Here is a 15,727-nt window from a genome sequence, read left to right on the forward strand (position 1 = left end):
GGTGGACCTCTGCAGTCTGATCGACCGCAACGCGGCGTTTTCGCCAGACAAAACGGCCATTGCCTTCGAGGAAGAGCGGCTCAGCTATGCCGCGTTCGCCGCACGCATCGAACGCACCGCGACGGCATTGAAGCAGGAGCTCGGCGTCGGCCGCGGCGACCGCGTTGCCATCCTCAGCCTGAACCGGCCGGACTATCTGGTCCTGCTCTACGCATGCGCACGGCTGGGTGCGATGCTCGTGCCGCTGAACTGGAGGCTCGCGGTCGCCGAGCAACTCTTCATCCTCGCCGATGCGGGCGCCAAGGTGCTGGTGCTCGAGCAGGCATTCGAGGGCGTTCTCCCCGAGCTAGCGCCGGGGACATCCGTTGTCGGCCTTGGCTTCACGCCGCCTCATGGCACGACATTCGAAGGCCTGCTGGCGCGCAGCGACGGCAGCAGCCGAAATCCACACACCGATCTCTCCTGCCCGCTTCTGATCGTCTACACATCGGGGACAACCGGGCGGCCGAAAGGCGCGGTGCTGCGCCAGGAGGCGCTATTCTGGAACGGCGTCATGAGCCAGCACATGCATAACATGACGTCCGACGACCACGTGCTGACCGTGCTGCCATTTTTCCACGTCGGCGGCCTCAACATCCAGACAACGCCGGCGCTTCAGTTGGGCGCAACTGTCACAATCCACGCCCGCTTCGCGCCGGACACCGCGCTCGCGGCCATTGAGCACGAGCGGCCGACGCTCACGGTCATGGTACCTGCGATCATCCAGGCCGTGAGCGAGCATCCTGCCTGGGCGGCGGCCGATCTCTCGTCACTCAAGGCCGTCGCGACAGGCTCGACCATCGTACCCTCGCATCTGATCGAGCGTTTCGTCGCGCGCGATGTCCCGGTGCTTCAGGTTTACGGCTCGACGGAAACCTGCCCGATCGCCGTCTACACACGGCTCGGCGGTGACCTTTCGCGGGCGGGATCGACCGGGCTTGCTGGCCTGTGCTGCGAAGCGAAGGTGGTCGATCATTCCAGCAATGAGGTGCCGGCTGGCACGCCGGGCGAAATCGCGGTGCGCGGACCCAATGTGTTCTTCGAATATTGGGGCAACGAGGCCGCAACGCGCGATGCGTTGCACGACGGCTGGTATCGCACCGGCGATATCGGCCTGTGCGACGCCGACGGCTATTTCTGGGTCCGCGACCGCAAGAAGAACATGATCATTTCAGGCGGGGAAAACGTCTACCCGGCAGAGGTCGAGCGCGTCCTGCTCGAACATCCCGACGTCAGCGAATGCGCCGTGATCGGCCGGCCGGACCCGCGGTGGGACGAGGTGCCGATCGCCTATGTGATCCCCCGATCCGGCTGCCGGCTCGAAGCGGACGAACTCAGAACGCACATCCAGGTGCAACTCGCGCGCTACAAGGTGCCGCGCGACATTATCTTCGTCACCGACCTGCCGCGCACGGCGCTGGGAAAGGTCCAGCATTTCCTGCTGAGGCAACTCGATGCGCAGTCCCGCGCGCAAGGAGAAGCATCTTGAAGATTGCGGTTCTGGGTGGGGGAAACGGCTCTTTCGCGGCCGCTGGCGATTTTGCGCTGTCGGGGCATGAGGTGCGGCTCTGGCGCCGCGATGCCGGTCAGGTCACGGCGCATCGCGCTGCCGGCTCGCGCATCCTGGTGAGGGATCACAACGGCCGCCACGACGTGAAGCTCGCGCTGGTCACGACCGATATCGCCGAGGCCGTCAACGGCACGGAGCTGATCTTGTGCCCCGCTCCTGCCTTCGCGCAAACCGATATCGCTCGCCTGCTCGCCCCGCATCTGCGGGACGGTCAGGTCGTATTCCTGCCGCCGGCGACATTCGGCTCGATGATCTTCGCGCAAGCTGCGCGGGACGCCGGCAACCAGGCCAAGGCAAGCTTTGCCGAAACCGGCACGCTGCCGTGGCTGACCCGCAAGCACGGACCGTTCGAGGTCGCGATCACCATCCGCGCCAAACGGCTTCCGGTCGGGGTGTTCCCGCTCGATCACGCACCGCACGCGCTTGACGTGATCGGACGCGCTTTCCCCGACGCGATCGAGCCGTGCGGAGACGCGCTGTCCGGGGCGTTGATGAATGCCGGCCCGATCATTCATCCACCGCTGATCGTGATGAATGCAGGTCCAATCGAGCATTTCGAGCGCTGGGACATTCACAAGGAAGGCACCCAGGCCGCGATCCGCCGGGTGACCGACGCACTTGACGCCGAGCGGATCGCCGTGCGCGAAGCGCTCGGTTACCGCGCACCGCATTTCCCGCTCGCTCATCACTATGCGAAGGAAGGCGAGATCTGGATGTATGGTCGCGGCTCGCATGACCGGCTGACCGAATCAGGCGACTGGCGCGAGCGGATCGTGCTGACGGAGCACCGTTACATGCGAGAAGACCTCCGGCTTGGGCTGTCGCTGCTGGTGTCGGTTGCCGGCCTGGCTGGCGTGGCCACGCCGCTCGCCAAAGCGTTCCTGTCGATCGGCGGCGCGATTTGCGGCGAGGATTTTGCGCAAGGTGGCCGAACGCTCGAGACGCTGGGGCTCGACAATCTCAGCAAGGCCGAATTGCAGACGGTGCTTCGCAATGGATTCTGATCGATGACCAATCGCGCCAACATCGTCTGTCTGGGGGCTGGCCGCATGGGGCGCGGCATCGCGGTCGCGTTCGCCTACGCTGGGCACAAGGTTACGATGATCGACGTCAAGGCGCGCTCCGCGGAGGAGTTCGCCAAGCTGGAGGCGGACGCGCTGGGCGAAGTCGGCAAGACCTTTGCCAGCCTGTCGAAGCTGGGATTGCTGACCGAAGCGGATGTTGACCCGCTCGTCGCGCGCGTCTCGGTGGTGCCCGCCAGCCAGAGCGGGGCAGCCCTCTCCAGGGCCGGTATGGTCTTCGAGGGCGTTCCCGAGGTCGTCGAACTCAAGCGGGAGGTGCTCGGGGCGGCTTCAAAGCAGGTCGGTCCGGATACAATCATCGCCTCGACGACATCTACCATCCTCGTCGACGATCTATCCGGCGCGATCGTGAACCCCCGCCGCTTTCTCAACGTGCACTGGCTCAACCCGGCCTATCTGATCCCGCTGGTCGAGGTTTCGCCCGGCCGAGCCACCGACCCCGCCATCGTCGAGGACGTCAAGACGCTGCTCGAAGGCATCGGCAAGGTACCCGTGGTCTGCGCCGCCACACCCGGCTTCATCGTTCCACGCATCCAGGCGCTGGCGATGAACGAGGCCGCGCGCATGGTCGAGGAAGGCGTCGCCAGTCCCGAGGAGATCGACAAAGCGATCCGCTATGGCTTCGGCTTCCGCTATGCCGTGCTCGGACTGCTCGAGTTCATCGACTGGGGTGGTGGCGACATCTTGTACTATGCCAGCCGCTATCTCGAAGGCGCGCTCGGCAGCGACCGCTATCGCGCGCCGGACGTCATCTCACGCAACATGCATGAAGGCCGGATCGGCTTGCGCACGGGCGCCGGCTTTCTCGACTATTCGGGCATGGACGTCGATGCCTATCGCGTAAAACGGCTTCAGGCCATGGTGGACCTGCTGCGCCACTTCGACCTGGCTCGCCCACCCGTGCTCGACCGCGTTTAGCCGAATACGTCCTGGAGCACGCCTCCCCGGACCACGGCAACGCCATCGAGCTCGATCGTCGTTCCCATCATCGGCAGATCGAAATGCCCCGCCGTGTAGCGGCCGGCGAATTCGTTGGCGCCGGTCGAGAACAGGAAATTACCGGAGACGGCTCGGATCTCCGTGCCATTGGTGTCGCGCTGGTCGTACATCGACAGCGCTTCATAACGCGCACCCGGGTTCATGCCGAAACCGACATGCGAGACCGCATAGGCCTCGCGATCGCCCCAAGCCGCAAGATAGGCACGCATCATTGCGGCGTCCGTGCCTTCGCCTTCGAGTTCGACGACATAGTCGTCTTTCAAGGTCATCGTCACCGGCGACGTCAGATAGCGCTTGAAGGTCAGGTTGATGTCGCCTGGCGCCATCACCAGCGTTCCGTTGATCGTCCCGCTTTTGGGGAAGCTGACGACGATTCCACCGGGCCAATGCGCCAGCGTGCCGGGCTTGTCGGTCCAGCCCCATACACCGACCGTGGACGCACCGACCATATCGACATCGAGCGCGGTGCCAGCCTTCGAGGTCACCCGCATTCGCTTGGTCCCGCGCAGCATCTTGGCCGCCGCCCGAACGCGCTTCTCGAGCGCTGTATCCGGCACCATCCGCTCCAGCGCCTCGGGATGTTCGTTGGAGATCACCAGGATCCGCGCGCCGGCCTTGAGGATCTCCGGCGTCTCCACCGCGTGCATCAAGCCCTCGATGGTGCAGTCCACCACGAAACCAGCCTGCTGAAGCGCACTGATGACCGGACCAAGCTTCTGGATCGCCTCGCTCGCCCCCGTCGAGCGAACCGGAACGATATGCCGGTTCCGCGGTGTCGGCATTACCACGTGAAACGGCCGCGCGCCCATGCGCAGCAGCGCAAGCTCCGCCAGATGCACGTTCAGCGCACGCGACTGGGTTTCGGAGAGGATCGCCGCGGTATCGCCGGACTTGACGGCGCAGCGTTCAAAGATCTCGCAGAATGCGTCGATCCATTTTGCCTCAATGCGATCAGCCAGCATGGTTCACTCCCGGTCTTCCGGTTTCTTCTTGGTCAGTTCAGGCCTCGGGAAAGCCCCGCAGCAAGTATGAGCGCAGCGCCCCGAGCAGGCCATTCAGGATCAGGCCCAGCAGCGAGATCGTGATCAGAGGCACGAACATGTCGACGGCTTGAAAAGTCCGCGCCGCGGTCACGAGCGCATGCCCCAATCCGTCCGTCGACGTGATCATCTCGGCCAGAAACACCACGATGCAGGAAATGACAAGCCCGATCCGGCAGCCAGTCAGGATCGACGGCATCGCCGCCGGCAGCACCACCTTGAAGAGGATTTCGTAGCGTGGCGTTCCCGCTGCCATCGCCGACCAGATCAGCTTTTGTTCGACGGTCGAGGCACCATAATAGGTCGAGAGCAGAATGGGAAAGAGTGCGTCCGCAGCCACCAATGTGATCTTCGACCCGTGGCCGAAGCCGAGCAAAAGCAGGAGTGCCGGATAGAGCGCAACCTTGGGCAGCGGGGCCAATACGCGGACGATCGGCCGAACCACGGCATTGATCGCCGGATTTGCGGCGGCGGCAATGCCGATGCTGACACCCAGCACGACCGCAATCGCGAACCCTGCAAACAGCCGGATCAGGGTTGCCGCGATCTCCTGCTGAAACGTCCACGTCACGAGCTGCTGGAGCAGCCGGCTGAAGACGAAGCCCGGCGGCGGCAGCAAGACCGCGGGCGCGAAGCCAAATGACACCAGGCCTTGCCATAAGGCGATGACCAGCGCGATCGGGGCAATCCCAAGTAGGACGTTTGCGGAGAGAAGGCGCGACATCACGAGAAGCTCAGCGGCATGTCGAACTGAGGTTCGGACCAACGCACGAGTCTGGCACGAACCCTTTCAAAAATTGCGTCGAGGCAAATTCCCATCGCCCCCACGATGATGATCATAGCAAAGACGGTGTCGTACTGGCCCATGTCGAGCGCATTGAACAGAATGTTGCCGGCGCCGGACTGGCGGGCGATCATCTCACTGGTGATCATCGTGATCAGCGCCAGCACCAGCCCCGTGCGGCAGCCGGTCAGGATCTCCGGCAGCGCTGCGGGCAACACGATCCGCACCAGGCGTTGTGCGGGCGAAAGCCCCATCGCAGCACCCGACCACAGCATCTTCTCTTCAACAGCCTTGGCGCCCTCGAAGCTGTGATAGATCACGGGGAGGCTGACGCCCAGGAAGATCACCAATGTCTTGGTAACATCGCCGACGCCCAGCCAAAGCATGATGATCGGCATCAAGGCGGCCTTCGGCACCGGATAAATCACCATCAGAAGCGGATTGAAAAAGGCCGCGACGCCCCGGCTGCGTCCCATTAACAGGCCCAGCGGAATCGAAACCAGCACCGCCACACCGAACCCGAGCGCCATCCGGCGAAGCGACGCGAGGATGTTGATCAGGGATTCCCTGTCGCCGAGAATATCCGGAATTGCCCGGATCGCCTCAGTTGCCGTCGGGAAGCTGTCGTTCTTGAGCGCTAGGGATGCAATCTGCCACACTGCCAGCAACCCGATGCAGGCCAGTACCGGGGCGACCCGTCTGAGCAAGGCGGCCGGCGACATCACGAGGCAGGCCCGACTTCGTCGCTTTCATCGAACATGCGCTCGATATCGACGACGTATTTCTGATAGCTCGGATCGAGCAACAGCTCGTTGCGGCGACGCGGCCGTGGTAGATCAATGTCGATAACCTCGCGGATGCGGCCGGGTGATTTCGACATCATCACGATTTTATCCGAGAGAAAGACGGCTTCGTCCACCGAGTGGGTGACGAACAGCACCGTCTTGCGGTCGCGCTCCCAGATGTTGAGAAGGTCGTTCTGCAGGCGCGTCCTCGTGTGCGCGTCGAGCGCGCCGAACGGCTCGTCCATCAATAGCACTTCGGGATGGTAGGCAAGTGTCCGCGCCAGCGCCACGCGTTGCTTCATACCGCCCGACAATTCCTTGGGGTAGAAGTTCTCGTAGCCCTCGAGGCCAACCATCTCGATCAAGGCCCGGCTCTGCGCTTCCGCCTCGGCGGCGCGCACGCCCTGCTGACGCGGGCCGTACATCACATTGCCCAGCACGGTCTTCCAGGGGAAAAGCGCAAACTCCTGGAACACCGGTCCGCGATCCGGACCGGGCCCCGTGATCGCATGTCCCTTGATCTTCGCCGAGCCGCTGGTTGGGCTGACGAAACCGCCGACGATATAAAGCAGTGTCGACTTGCCACAGCCGGACGGCCCAAGGATGGAAACGAAGGCGCCCTCCTCGATCGTCAGCGAGATGTCCGAAAGCGCCACATGATTCTTGCGCGCCGAAGTCTGAAAGACCTGCGAGACGCGATCGATCTCGATAATCGCAGAAGCCGGCTCTGGTGATGTCACCGGTCTCACCCATTTGCTCGATCTCGCAGGCACTACCGTCATCCCGTCTCTCGCCTCACTCGCGCGAACATTGCCGCCGAACCTGCTGAACGTCCTCCGTCAGCCGCTCGAGCTTAGCAAGAAGCCTGCCAGACAGGCGGTCGTTTTCGCACCCGTGCGGTGCGTCATTCGAACCACGGCCATTCTGCCGGGCCTTCATGCGTCACGGCTCCGCCCGGCGCCTGCCCGACCAGTCGCGCATACTTGGCAAGCGCACCCGCACGGTGGCGCGGCGGACGCTGCTTCCAATCTCGTCGCCGCGCGGCGAGCTCCTGCTCATCGAGCAGGACGTCCATCTGCCGGTTTCCGGCATCGATCCGAATCCTGTCGCCGTCGCGAACGAGCGCGAGCGGACCGCCGACAAATGCCTCGGGGGCCACGTAGCCGATGCACATGCCACGGGTCGCGCCGGAGAACCGGCCGTCGGTGATCAGCGCCACCTTTTCGCCCATACCCTGTCCGTAGATCAGCGCGGTAACGCCGAGCATCTCACGCATGCCGGGGCCACCGACCGGCCCTTCATTGCGGATCACGAGAACCTCGCCCGCCTTGTAGCTACGGTCACGAACCGCTTTGACGCAAGCCTCCTCATCCTCGAAAACGCGCGCCACGCCTTCGAAGAACTGACTCTTCAAACCTGCGACCTTGATCACCGCACCGTCAGGACAGAGATTTCCCTTCAGCACCGCCACGCCGCCGTCAGGCATGATCGGCGCGCGGGCTGCATACACAACTTCTCCATCGGGTGCGCGGGCCCCGCTATATTCTTCGGCAAGTGTGCGGCCGGTAATGGACAGGCAACCGCCGTCGATATGCCCGCTCTGGATCAGCTCACGGATCACGACCGCCGCACCTCCGATGTCGTAGACGTCCTTCGCGGTGTACTTGCCCCCGGGCCGCAGATTCCCGATCAGCGGCGTCCGGGCAAAGACCTCGCCCACATCGTCGATCGTGAATGCGATGCCGGCCTCGTTCGCGATGGCCGGCAGATGTAGCGCGGCGTTGGTAGAGCCCCCCGTCGCCGCCACGATCGCCGCGCCATTCTCGAGGGACTTCCGCGTCACGATGTCGCGAGGCAATGGTCCGCCGCGGGCCAGCATCTCCATGATCAGGCGTCCAGCGCGTCGCGATATCTGCGCACGCTCGGCATAGACACCAGGCACCATCGAGACGTTGGGAATCGTCAACCCCATCGCCTCGGAGACCATTCCCATTGTGTTGGCGGTGAACTGGCCGGCACACGCGCCGATCGTCGGCAAGCAGGCACGCTCGATCCGCTCGAGCGTGGCGCCGTCGATCTCACCGGTCATGAAGCTGCCGACAGCCTCATAGGAATCGAGCACCGTCAGCGTGCGCCCATCCACGCGGCCCGGCAGCGAGCTGCCGCCGTAGATGAAGATGGAGGGCACATTGCAGCGAACCATGCCCATCATCACGCCAGGCAACGTCTTGTCGCATCCGCCGTATCCGATCAGCGCATCGTAGGCCAGACCGTGGATGACCGCCTCGATCGAGTCGGCGATCAGTTCACGCGAAAACAACGAGAACTTCATTCCCTCATGGTTCATGCTGATGCCGTCAGAAACCGACACGGTCGAAAATTCACGCGGCGTGCCGCCGGCCTCCTCGATACCCGTCTTGGCCGCGGCCACCTGAAAATCGTGAGTCATGTTGCAGGGCGTCTGCTCGCCCTTCATGCTGACGACGCCCACCATCGGCTTGGCGATCGCGGCGTCGTCGAGCCCCATGGCGCGCATGAACGCGCGGTGCGGGGCCCGGTCGAGGCCGTCTGTCGTGACTCGTGATCGCAACTTCTTCATACGTGCATCTTCTTCGTGCCTCGTCCCGGATTACCCGGGGACGCCGCGAGCACTGGTTCGGATCATCCGCCTGGCCGCCTATTGCAGCGGCGCGACGATCGTCGGATGCTTGAACTGCGCGACATCCAGTTTCGGCAGCATTCCGGTCTCGGCGTAGATGTCCAGCATCTTCTGGATTGCCGGGAAGTTCGGCGCCGCACCTGGATCACGGCCGAAATCGTTGTCCTTGAGCAGGTAGGTCTCGAGCACCGGGATGGGCGCCTTCAGCACTTCGTTGACGACCTTGAGAGTCTCCTCGCGGTTCGCCAGAGCCTTCTTCATGCCAGAGGTAATATCGCGGACATAGGCGTTGACCAATTCCGGGTTCTTGTCGACGAAATCGGCGCGGCAGGCTTCCAGGATGTGCACGATGTTCGGCATGGCCTGGGACAGCGAGAAGAGCTTCCTTGTGCCGCCCTTTGCCTCCGCCCGCGCGGCGAACGGCTGGTTCATATTGACCGCATCGACGCGGCCCTGGCGCAGCGCATCCTCGGACACGGCGAAGCCGACCTCGACCAGCTTGATATCCTTGGCTGGATCGACACCATTCTGCTTCAGGAGCAGGTTGAACGGGCCTTGCGTGCCGCCGCCGATCACGGAGATGCCGACCGTCTTGCCCTTGAGATCAGCGATCGTCTTGATGGGCGAGTCATTCATGACGGCCCAGTAGACCGAGAAGCCACCGGGCTTCTCGAACACGTGCTGGGCTACGATGTAGGCCTTGAGATTGCCGCCGACCACACCATTGGCGAGCGACAGCGGCGCCTGCGTCGCGCAGTCCAGCGCGCCGGCTGCCAAGGCCTGCGTCATCGGCGCAGTGCCCTGGAATTGGGTCCATTCGATATTGTAGGCCTTGCCGATATTGGGGAATTCGGCCGGCCTGCGCATCATCCAGTACTTGGATTCCTCGGCCGGGATCGTCCAGCCGACGCGGATCGTCTGCTGCGCCCTTGACGGGCTTGCCCCGGCGCTCACCGCCGCCACCGCCCCCAAAGCCAGGATCCATCTCGAAACGGTTCGCATCGTGCCCACTCCGCTGCTCCGGCGCCGACAAGCGCCACCCAACCCCGACTGGGCTCAAATCTTTCATGGTTCAAACAATCAGGCAAGCCATGCGAGCCCAGCGGTTTTGCCGTCCGATGCGCAATGTATGGTAAAGCGGCGTCGCGCTGCGACAGAAGGAGGCAACCTATGGCTGATGCGAGCAAGACAAACCCGCAAGACGTCGAGAGACTCGGCTATCTCGGCCTTGGCCTGATGGGAACGCCGATGACGCGACGCCTGCTCAAGGCCGGCTATCAGGTCACTGTCTGGAACCGTTCGGAGCGCAAGGTGGCCCCGCTCGCCGAGGCCGGAGCCAGGCGCGCAGCCACGCCTCGTGATCTCCTGACGAACGTCGATATCGCCTTCATGTGCGTGACGGATGCCGCGGCCGTCGAGGAGGTGATCTTCGGGCCTGAGGGGCTGGCAGCGGCGCCCGGCGCAGGCAAGCTTGTCGTCGACTTCTCGTCGATACATCCCGACGCCGCGCGCGATCTGGCAAAGCGACTGAAAGCCGCCAATGGCGCCGGCTGGATCGATGCGCCGGTTTCCGGCGGAACGAAGGGCGCCGAGGAAGGCACCCTTGCGATCATGGCCGGCGGAGAAGCAGACGAGATCGAGAGGGTACGCCCCTACGTGCTGGCCATGGCGCGCAGGTTCACCCACATGGGCCCGACCGGCGCCGGCCAGACCACGAAACTCTGCAATCAGGTGATCGTGGGATGCGCGATGGCCGTGCTGGCAGAAGCCACGCGCCTGGCCGTCAACGCGGGGATTGACGCCAATCGCCTGCCCGAAGCGCTCGCCGGCGGCTTCGCGGACTCGATCCCGCTTCAGCTTTTCGTCCCGAGAATGGTGCAAGGCATTCACTCGCCCCCGCTCGGTCACATTGCCACGATGCTCAAGGATCTCGATACGGTCGCCGACGTCGCGCAGGCGACATCGACGCCGGTGCCGATGGCCTCGCTAGCGGGGCAGCTTTTCAGGCTGGCCAAGGTCGCACGCGGCGCGGAAGCGGACGCGCTGGAGATTTACAAGCTTTCAGTGGCCGAGCGCTAAGCTGTCGAGCGCGATCTGGGGCACGTCAAGGCGACGTCTTGCGCTTGTCATCTGCGAGGAAGCGGCCGAATGTCCCTCGCGCGAAGAGCAGCGGCTCCTTCGCACCGTAGGTATAGGCCTCGACCGCGCCGAGGAAGATCACGTGGTCGCCGCCATAGTAGCGATTCACGGAGCGGCATTGAAAATTCGCGACGCTCTCCGCAAGCACCGGCGCTCCGCCGAGGCCCGGCGTCCAGTCCACACCCGTGAACTTGTCGTCCGACGACTTGGCAAATTTCGTCGCAAGCGCCTGTTGCGAAGCTCCAAGCACGTTGACAGTGAAATGGGTGGCATTCTGGAAGATGGTGAGACTCGAGGAATAGACGACCAGGCTCCATAGGACCAGCGGAGGGTTCAGCGATACGGAGGCGAACGAATTGCAAGTCAGTCCGTAGGGCTTGCCGTCAGGCGCTGCGGCCGTGATGATCGTCACGCCCGTTGCATAGGTTCCGAGCGCATTGCGAAAGTCGCGAGGATCGATCGAAGAGCTGTCGCTCGCGAACTCGTTGGCGGGATCGGGAGCGCCGGGCTGCTGCGGCAGGTCATTCATCGGCCAGCCCTCACAGCGTGAGATTCTCGGACGGCAGGCCCAGCGCCACCCGTCCATAGTTCGTGCCTGCCGCATCGAAGTTGAATGCGAGATGCGAGTTGATCGCGTGCGCATCGCGGAATTGCCGCTGCAACACGCCGGTCGTGAACAGACCGCGCGCGCCACTCGCGGCAAACAGCATCGAGACCGCGTCCGTGCACAAATTCACCGAAAAAGATCCGTCGCGCCGATAACGGGTCTTGGTCGCCATGTCAGGGATGTGACCGCGCCGCGCTTCCTCCATGGCGTCGAGGCAGGCCGATCGCATGATCAGGCGCGCGGCGTCAATCTTCGCAGATGCCTCCGCGATCTTGATCTGGGTGCTCTGGAAATCGCTGAGCTTGGCGCGATTGTAGGTCGAAATACGGTGACGTGCGACCTCCGTGTAATCGTCGAGGCACGCCTGCGCATTCCCCAGCGCGACACCGGAGAGGACGTATGGGAACAGCGAGAACACGGGCAGCGCATATAGCGGATTTGGATTGGCCGTGCTTCCCGGCGTCGGGCCGCCTGAGAGGTCACCGACGGCGACCGTCATGTGGTCAGCCACGAAGGCATCCCTGACCTCCACGTCGCAAGACCCCGTCCCGCGCAGTCCCGCGACATTCCAGGTGTCCAGCACCTTGTAATCGACCTTGGGCAGCAGAAAAATCCGATACTCGATACCGTCCGCCTCGTCGTCGGAGTAGACCACGCTTGCAAGCATGTTCCATTCGCAGGAGGCGACGCCGGAGGAGAACGGCCAGCTGCCGTGCAATTGGTATCCGCCCTCGACTCGCGTGGCGCGTCCGGCGGGAAAAATGAACGAGGATGCGATCAGCGCGTCCGGATCACGACCCCAGACCAGATCCTGCGCCCGCTGCTTGAACATGCCGAGCATCCAGTGATGGCTCGCCAGATTGGCGAGATTCCAGGCTACAGACGCATCCGCTTGTCCGAGCAGCTCAGCGCAGTCGACAAGAGCGACATAGTCAAGCTCGGCGCCGCCAATCCGTGCCGGTTGGAGCATCCGGAACAGGCCGGCTTCATGGAGATCCATCTCGGTTTCCGACGGAAGATGCCGCAACTCCTCCGTTCGCACCGCCCGCTCTCGTAGTCGCGGCAGGAGGGCCCGGGCTTTTGCGATCATTGCCGCATAGGCGCTTTCGCCGGCTTCCGGCCCGGTGGGCTTACCCATGCTCGGCGTTCGACGAGGCGCCATTCGTGTCCCTCACTTTCGCGTATTTATGCGGCCGGCCCTCCACCAAATCAAGCCAATGCGGCCCGCATCACAAAGCATCGATTCCCATGCCGCGCGGTGCCTGTTGCCTGGGGACCGACCGCGCCTAGACCGGCGTCGAGGGTTTACCCGAGCCAAAGACGCCCTTCCGGGTAAACTCCGTGATCCGACTCTCGTCATAGCCGAGCATGCTGCGCAAGACGTCCACGGTATGCTCACCTAACAGAGGGGCCGCGACGGGATCGATCGCGCCGGTCAGGCTCATGGTAATCGGCGGCTCGATATTCGGCACCCATTCCGCTGTACGGTGCGGAATGCGGCTCAAGCGATGTCGCTCGCGAGCCTCTGGCGCATTGAACCCTTCCTCGACCGTCCGGAGGTAACCGACCGGAATATTGGCCTGCTTCATCTTCGCCATCCAGTTCTCGAGCGTATCGCCGGCAAAGACCTCTGCAATGGCTGCCCGCAAAAGCTCCTTGTTCTCGGAACGAGCCTTGCGCGTGGCAAACTGCGGATCGGTGATGAGATCAGGCCGGTTCAGCACCTCGACCACCAGCCGGCGATACAGCCGATCGTTCGCGCAGGCCATGTAGAGCGGCCCATCGGAGGCCTCATAGACGCCGACGGTGGGAGACCCGCTCGGTGAATTGCCGAACCGGCCGGGGTTTTCGCCGTTGATGAGATACGCCATGCCGTAGAAGCCGGTCATCCCCATCGCAACGTCGAACAAGGCGACTTCAACGCGCTGCCCGCGGCCGAGCCGGTCCCGCGCCAACAGCGCCAGCAGGATGGCGTTACAGGCAGACATCCCCGTCGCCATGTCCACGATGGGTGGGCCGGTACGAACCGCCGGGCCGTCGGCAAATCCATTGAGCGACATGAAGCCGCTCTCGGCCTGCGTGATGGGATCGAAGCCGGGGCGCGAGGCGAACGGCCCGGAGCGCCCGTAGGCGGAGATCGAGCAATAGACCAGGCGGGGATTGAGCGGGGCGACAGCCTCATAGTCGAGCCCGAACTTCTTCATGACGCCGCTCGAGAAATTTTCCACGACCACATCCGCCTTGCGGATCAGATCCAGCGCGATCTCGCGGGCCTCCGGTACGGCAAGATCGAGCGCAATACCGCGCTTGTTGCGGTTCAGGCTGAGATAGGCGGCGCTTTCACCACCAATTTCTGCGTGCTCGTACGCGCGGGTGTCGTCACCGCCATCGGGATTTTCGATCTTGATGACGTGCGCGCCAAAATCCGCGAGCGTCTGCGTGCAGGCCGGGCCGGCGACGACACGCGTGAAATCGATGACCAGCAGACCGTCGAGCGCACTCGGCCCTTCCGTCGCTCGCGACGAACGTTCCGGCAATTGAGGCTTGGTCGGCATCTCTAGCGCTCCCTTACATCGGCTTGTGGCCGCCGAATTTCCTGCAAGAGCAAACTTAAAGCCCGGCGCCGCCAACTTCGCAAGGGTCTCGCTCGCTCCGCCTGAAACGCAAAAACGGCCCGGCAGCTGCCGAGCTGCCGGGCCGTTAGTATTTGAGCGTATGGAGGCTGCGCGCATCTTGCGCAGCCACTCTCGTCTGAGAAAGTCACGTCAGTCTGAGAAGGTTACGTTCCGCATCACGGGAAACCACTCCTATTGCTCAACGCAGCCACTTTCGCCAGTAAAGCGTATGCGACCAGGCCCAGGGGGCTTCAGGCTCGTACAGCCGATAACCCGCATGGATGAAATTATTGGCAGATACCGGATTGTCCGTCGTATCCGAGACGATGCTGTCCCATCCGAGACGCCGCCCTCGCGCCTCGATCGCTCGCATCAGCCTGAGCTGAAGTCCCCGCCCCCAATGCCGCTGCAAGACCCCGACCCGGCAAAAATATCCGCTGTTTCGCGCATGCGTCGACGGCACGACGCCGGCGAAGGCCACCGCATCATCATCGTGGTGGGCGAGCCACCACGTACCCGATTCGAACTGCGGCAGGGACGCCCCGCCGAAGAATGTCAGCCGGTGTAGATCGCCGAGAATTTCAGCAGTCTCATCGTCGTCCGCATCGGCGATACGAATTCTGTACATGGGATACCTATTGGCGGGCGCAATCGGGAGTGAGTGACCTGCGATTCCGTTGCGTCGCGGCTCACTTGCCCAGCACGACCTTGACGCCGAGCCAGACCGCCCCCATCAGACCGGTCGCAATCACCGTGATCACCGCCTTGAAGGTGTAGCTCTGCGCCTGTTCCACGCTCTTTCGCCAGCGCCGCAGGTGCTGGAAGTCCGCTCTGAGCTCTTTCCGGTCATCGTCTTCGATCCCGAACGAGGCCAGGACCGACGCCACCGCTTTCAACACGATGGCGTCGACGCTCTCCTGCTGAACTCGGTGCTGCTCGGCCAGTGTCTCCGCGACTATCGCCCGGATCTCCTCGTCTTGAATCTTCACCGCTTGATGATCCTCGCAACATTCTCGAAGCCGCGCTTGGCGAAATAGAAAGAGACAACCAGATTGGCCTGAAGTCCGCGGAAGATGATCAGCCCGTCGCCGGGCGTCTCGATCTTGTCGCTGAACAGCCTGAAGCCGTGACCAAGGCGCAGGCTCGCGATCTTGCCTTCGATCAGCCGCTTGGAGGATTGCGCCAGCGAACGCTGCGCCTCGCGGATGCAGACCGCGAGCGTGCCGCGCTCGGCCTGGCAGGTCTCGACCAGCAGCTCGCCGAAGAAATGCGATTTACCCGAGCCGCGTCCGCCGTACACCCCCTTGTAGCGCGCAGGTTTGAGCAGTGGCTCGAAGATCTTCGCCGTTGGAATTTTCAGAATGGACAATGGCTACGCTCGCTCGCCCTTAGGGCAGGCCAGTGCGCC

The 15,727-nt window shown here is 63.4% G+C and carries 16 protein-coding genes; 4 read left to right on the plus strand and 12 right to left on the minus strand.

The features are described 5' to 3' along the window. Nucleotide 1: 1 nt before the first annotated feature. Genes CIT39_RS24510 through CIT39_RS24520 form a run of 3 tightly spaced genes read left to right on the plus strand, consistent with a single transcriptional unit; the run spans nucleotide 2 to nucleotide 3,609 of the window. Nucleotides 2-1,528 carry a class I adenylate-forming enzyme family protein gene (locus CIT39_RS24510; protein ID WP_094972603.1) on the plus strand — a complete coding sequence of 509 codons (1,527 nt, stop codon included), beginning with the start codon at nucleotides 2-4 and terminating at the stop codon, nucleotides 1,526-1,528. Beyond that, nucleotides 1,525-2,613: an NAD/NADP-dependent octopine/nopaline dehydrogenase family protein gene (locus tag CIT39_RS24515; protein ID WP_094972604.1), complete on the plus strand. Its 1,089-nt coding sequence runs from the start codon at nucleotides 1,525-1,527 to the stop codon at nucleotides 2,611-2,613. The genes CIT39_RS24510 and CIT39_RS24515 overlap by 4 nt, the downstream gene beginning before the upstream one ends. A gap of 3 nt (nucleotides 2,614-2,616) precedes the next feature. Further along, nucleotides 2,617-3,609 (plus strand): 3-hydroxybutyryl-CoA dehydrogenase, encoded by a 993-nt coding sequence (locus CIT39_RS24520; RefSeq protein WP_094972605.1) that lies wholly within the window; start codon nucleotides 2,617-2,619, stop codon nucleotides 3,607-3,609. On the opposite strand, the gene CIT39_RS24525 is transcribed toward CIT39_RS24520, so the two are convergent. The 6 genes from CIT39_RS24525 to CIT39_RS24550 all read right to left on the minus strand — a co-directional run bounded on the left by CIT39_RS24525 (nucleotide 3,606) and on the right by CIT39_RS24550 (nucleotide 9,960). Beyond that, nucleotides 3,606-4,652, minus strand: coding sequence for a 2,5-dihydroxypyridine 5,6-dioxygenase NicX family protein (locus CIT39_RS24525; RefSeq protein ID WP_094972606.1), 1,047 nt, complete (start codon nucleotides 4,650-4,652; stop codon nucleotides 3,606-3,608). The two genes, CIT39_RS24520 and CIT39_RS24525, sit on opposite strands and share 4 nt — an antisense overlap. 37 nt (nucleotides 4,653-4,689) lie before the next feature. Further along, the gene (locus CIT39_RS24530) at nucleotides 4,690-5,454 is read right to left on the minus strand and encodes an ABC transporter permease (RefSeq protein ID WP_162848701.1); all 765 of its coding nucleotides are present in this window, start codon (nucleotides 5,452-5,454) and stop codon (nucleotides 4,690-4,692) included. Next, the gene (locus CIT39_RS24535) at nucleotides 5,454-6,239 is read right to left on the minus strand and encodes an ABC transporter permease (RefSeq protein WP_162308660.1); all 786 of its coding nucleotides are present in this window, start codon (nucleotides 6,237-6,239) and stop codon (nucleotides 5,454-5,456) included. The genes CIT39_RS24530 and CIT39_RS24535 overlap by 1 nt, the downstream gene beginning before the upstream one ends. Further along, complete coding sequence (locus CIT39_RS24540; RefSeq protein WP_094972609.1) at nucleotides 6,236-7,081, minus strand: ABC transporter ATP-binding protein; 846 nt, start codon at nucleotides 7,079-7,081, stop codon at nucleotides 6,236-6,238. The genes CIT39_RS24535 and CIT39_RS24540 overlap by 4 nt, the downstream gene beginning before the upstream one ends. A gap of 122 nt (nucleotides 7,082-7,203) precedes the next feature. Continuing rightward, nucleotides 7,204-8,898: a dihydroxy-acid dehydratase gene (ilvD, locus tag CIT39_RS24545; RefSeq protein WP_094972610.1), complete on the minus strand. Its 1,695-nt coding sequence runs from the start codon at nucleotides 8,896-8,898 to the stop codon at nucleotides 7,204-7,206. 78 nt (nucleotides 8,899-8,976) lie between these two features. Continuing rightward, a complete protein-coding gene (locus CIT39_RS24550) occupies nucleotides 8,977-9,960 on the minus strand; it encodes an ABC transporter substrate-binding protein (protein ID WP_094972611.1) in 984 nt (327 codons plus the stop codon). A 168-nt stretch (nucleotides 9,961-10,128) separates the two neighbouring features. On the opposite strand from CIT39_RS24550, the gene CIT39_RS24555 reads away from it, so the two are divergent. After that, nucleotides 10,129-11,037 (plus strand): NAD(P)-dependent oxidoreductase, encoded by a 909-nt coding sequence (locus tag CIT39_RS24555; protein WP_162308661.1) that lies wholly within the window; start codon nucleotides 10,129-10,131, stop codon nucleotides 11,035-11,037. A gap of 25 nt (nucleotides 11,038-11,062) precedes the next feature. Here CIT39_RS24555 and CIT39_RS24560 read toward each other — a convergent pair whose 3' ends face one another. The 6 genes from CIT39_RS24560 to CIT39_RS24585 form a co-directional block, all read right to left on the minus strand. Further along, on the minus strand, nucleotides 11,063-11,626 hold the full coding sequence (locus CIT39_RS24560) for a flavin reductase family protein (protein WP_094972613.1): 564 nt from the start codon (nucleotides 11,624-11,626) through the stop codon (nucleotides 11,063-11,065). 10 nt (nucleotides 11,627-11,636) lie between these two features. Beyond that, entirely contained in the window at nucleotides 11,637-12,866 is a 1,230-nt protein-coding gene (locus tag CIT39_RS24565; protein ID WP_094972614.1) for an acyl-CoA dehydrogenase family protein, read from the minus strand. A gap of 124 nt (nucleotides 12,867-12,990) precedes the next feature. Further along, nucleotides 12,991-14,259, minus strand: coding sequence for a CaiB/BaiF CoA transferase family protein (locus tag CIT39_RS24570; RefSeq protein WP_162308920.1), 1,269 nt, complete (start codon nucleotides 14,257-14,259; stop codon nucleotides 12,991-12,993). Between the two features lie 259 nt (nucleotides 14,260-14,518). After that, entirely contained in the window at nucleotides 14,519-14,947 is a 429-nt protein-coding gene (locus CIT39_RS24575) for a GNAT family N-acetyltransferase (RefSeq protein WP_094972615.1), read from the minus strand. A 61-nt stretch (nucleotides 14,948-15,008) separates the two neighbouring features. Next, the gene (locus tag CIT39_RS24580) at nucleotides 15,009-15,308 is read right to left on the minus strand and encodes a hypothetical protein (RefSeq protein WP_092260851.1); all 300 of its coding nucleotides are present in this window, start codon (nucleotides 15,306-15,308) and stop codon (nucleotides 15,009-15,011) included. Next, entirely contained in the window at nucleotides 15,305-15,688 is a 384-nt protein-coding gene (locus CIT39_RS24585) for a phage terminase large subunit (RefSeq protein WP_094972616.1), read from the minus strand. Before CIT39_RS24585 ends, CIT39_RS24580 begins: the two co-directional genes overlap by 4 nt. Nucleotides 15,689-15,727 lie beyond the last annotated feature (39 nt).

The sequence above is a fragment of the Bradyrhizobium symbiodeficiens genome (assembly GCF_002266465.3).
Classification (GTDB): domain Bacteria; phylum Pseudomonadota; class Alphaproteobacteria; order Rhizobiales; family Xanthobacteraceae; genus Bradyrhizobium; species Bradyrhizobium symbiodeficiens.

Excerpts from the sequence above, each read along its gene's own strand:
- CIT39_RS24550 (WP_094972611.1), bottom strand. The coding sequence starts at position 9,960 with ATGCGAACCGTTTCGAGATGGATCCTGGCTTTGGGGGCGGTGGCGGCG.
- CIT39_RS24570 (WP_162308920.1), bottom strand. The coding sequence starts at position 14,259 with ATGCCGACCAAGCCTCAATTGCCGGAACGTTCGTCGCGAGCGACGGAA.
- CIT39_RS24565 (WP_094972614.1), bottom strand. The coding sequence starts at position 12,866 with ATGGCGCCTCGTCGAACGCCGAGCATGGGTAAGCCCACCGGGCCGGAA.
- CIT39_RS24560 (WP_094972613.1), bottom strand. The coding sequence starts at position 11,626 with ATGAATGACCTGCCGCAGCAGCCCGGCGCTCCCGATCCCGCCAACGAG.
- CIT39_RS24520 (WP_094972605.1), top strand. The coding sequence starts at position 2,617 with ATGACCAATCGCGCCAACATCGTCTGTCTGGGGGCTGGCCGCATGGGG.
- CIT39_RS24540 (WP_094972609.1), bottom strand. The coding sequence starts at position 7,081 with ATGACGGTAGTGCCTGCGAGATCGAGCAAATGGGTGAGACCGGTGACA.
- CIT39_RS24530 (WP_162848701.1), bottom strand. The coding sequence starts at position 5,454 with ATGTCGCGCCTTCTCTCCGCAAACGTCCTACTTGGGATTGCCCCGATC.
- CIT39_RS24555 (WP_162308661.1), top strand. The coding sequence starts at position 10,129 with ATGGCTGATGCGAGCAAGACAAACCCGCAAGACGTCGAGAGACTCGGC.
- CIT39_RS24575 (WP_094972615.1), bottom strand. The coding sequence starts at position 14,947 with ATGTACAGAATTCGTATCGCCGATGCGGACGACGATGAGACTGCTGAA.
- ilvD (WP_094972610.1), bottom strand. The coding sequence starts at position 8,898 with ATGAAGAAGTTGCGATCACGAGTCACGACAGACGGCCTCGACCGGGCC.
- CIT39_RS24525 (WP_094972606.1), bottom strand. The coding sequence starts at position 4,652 with ATGCTGGCTGATCGCATTGAGGCAAAATGGATCGACGCATTCTGCGAG.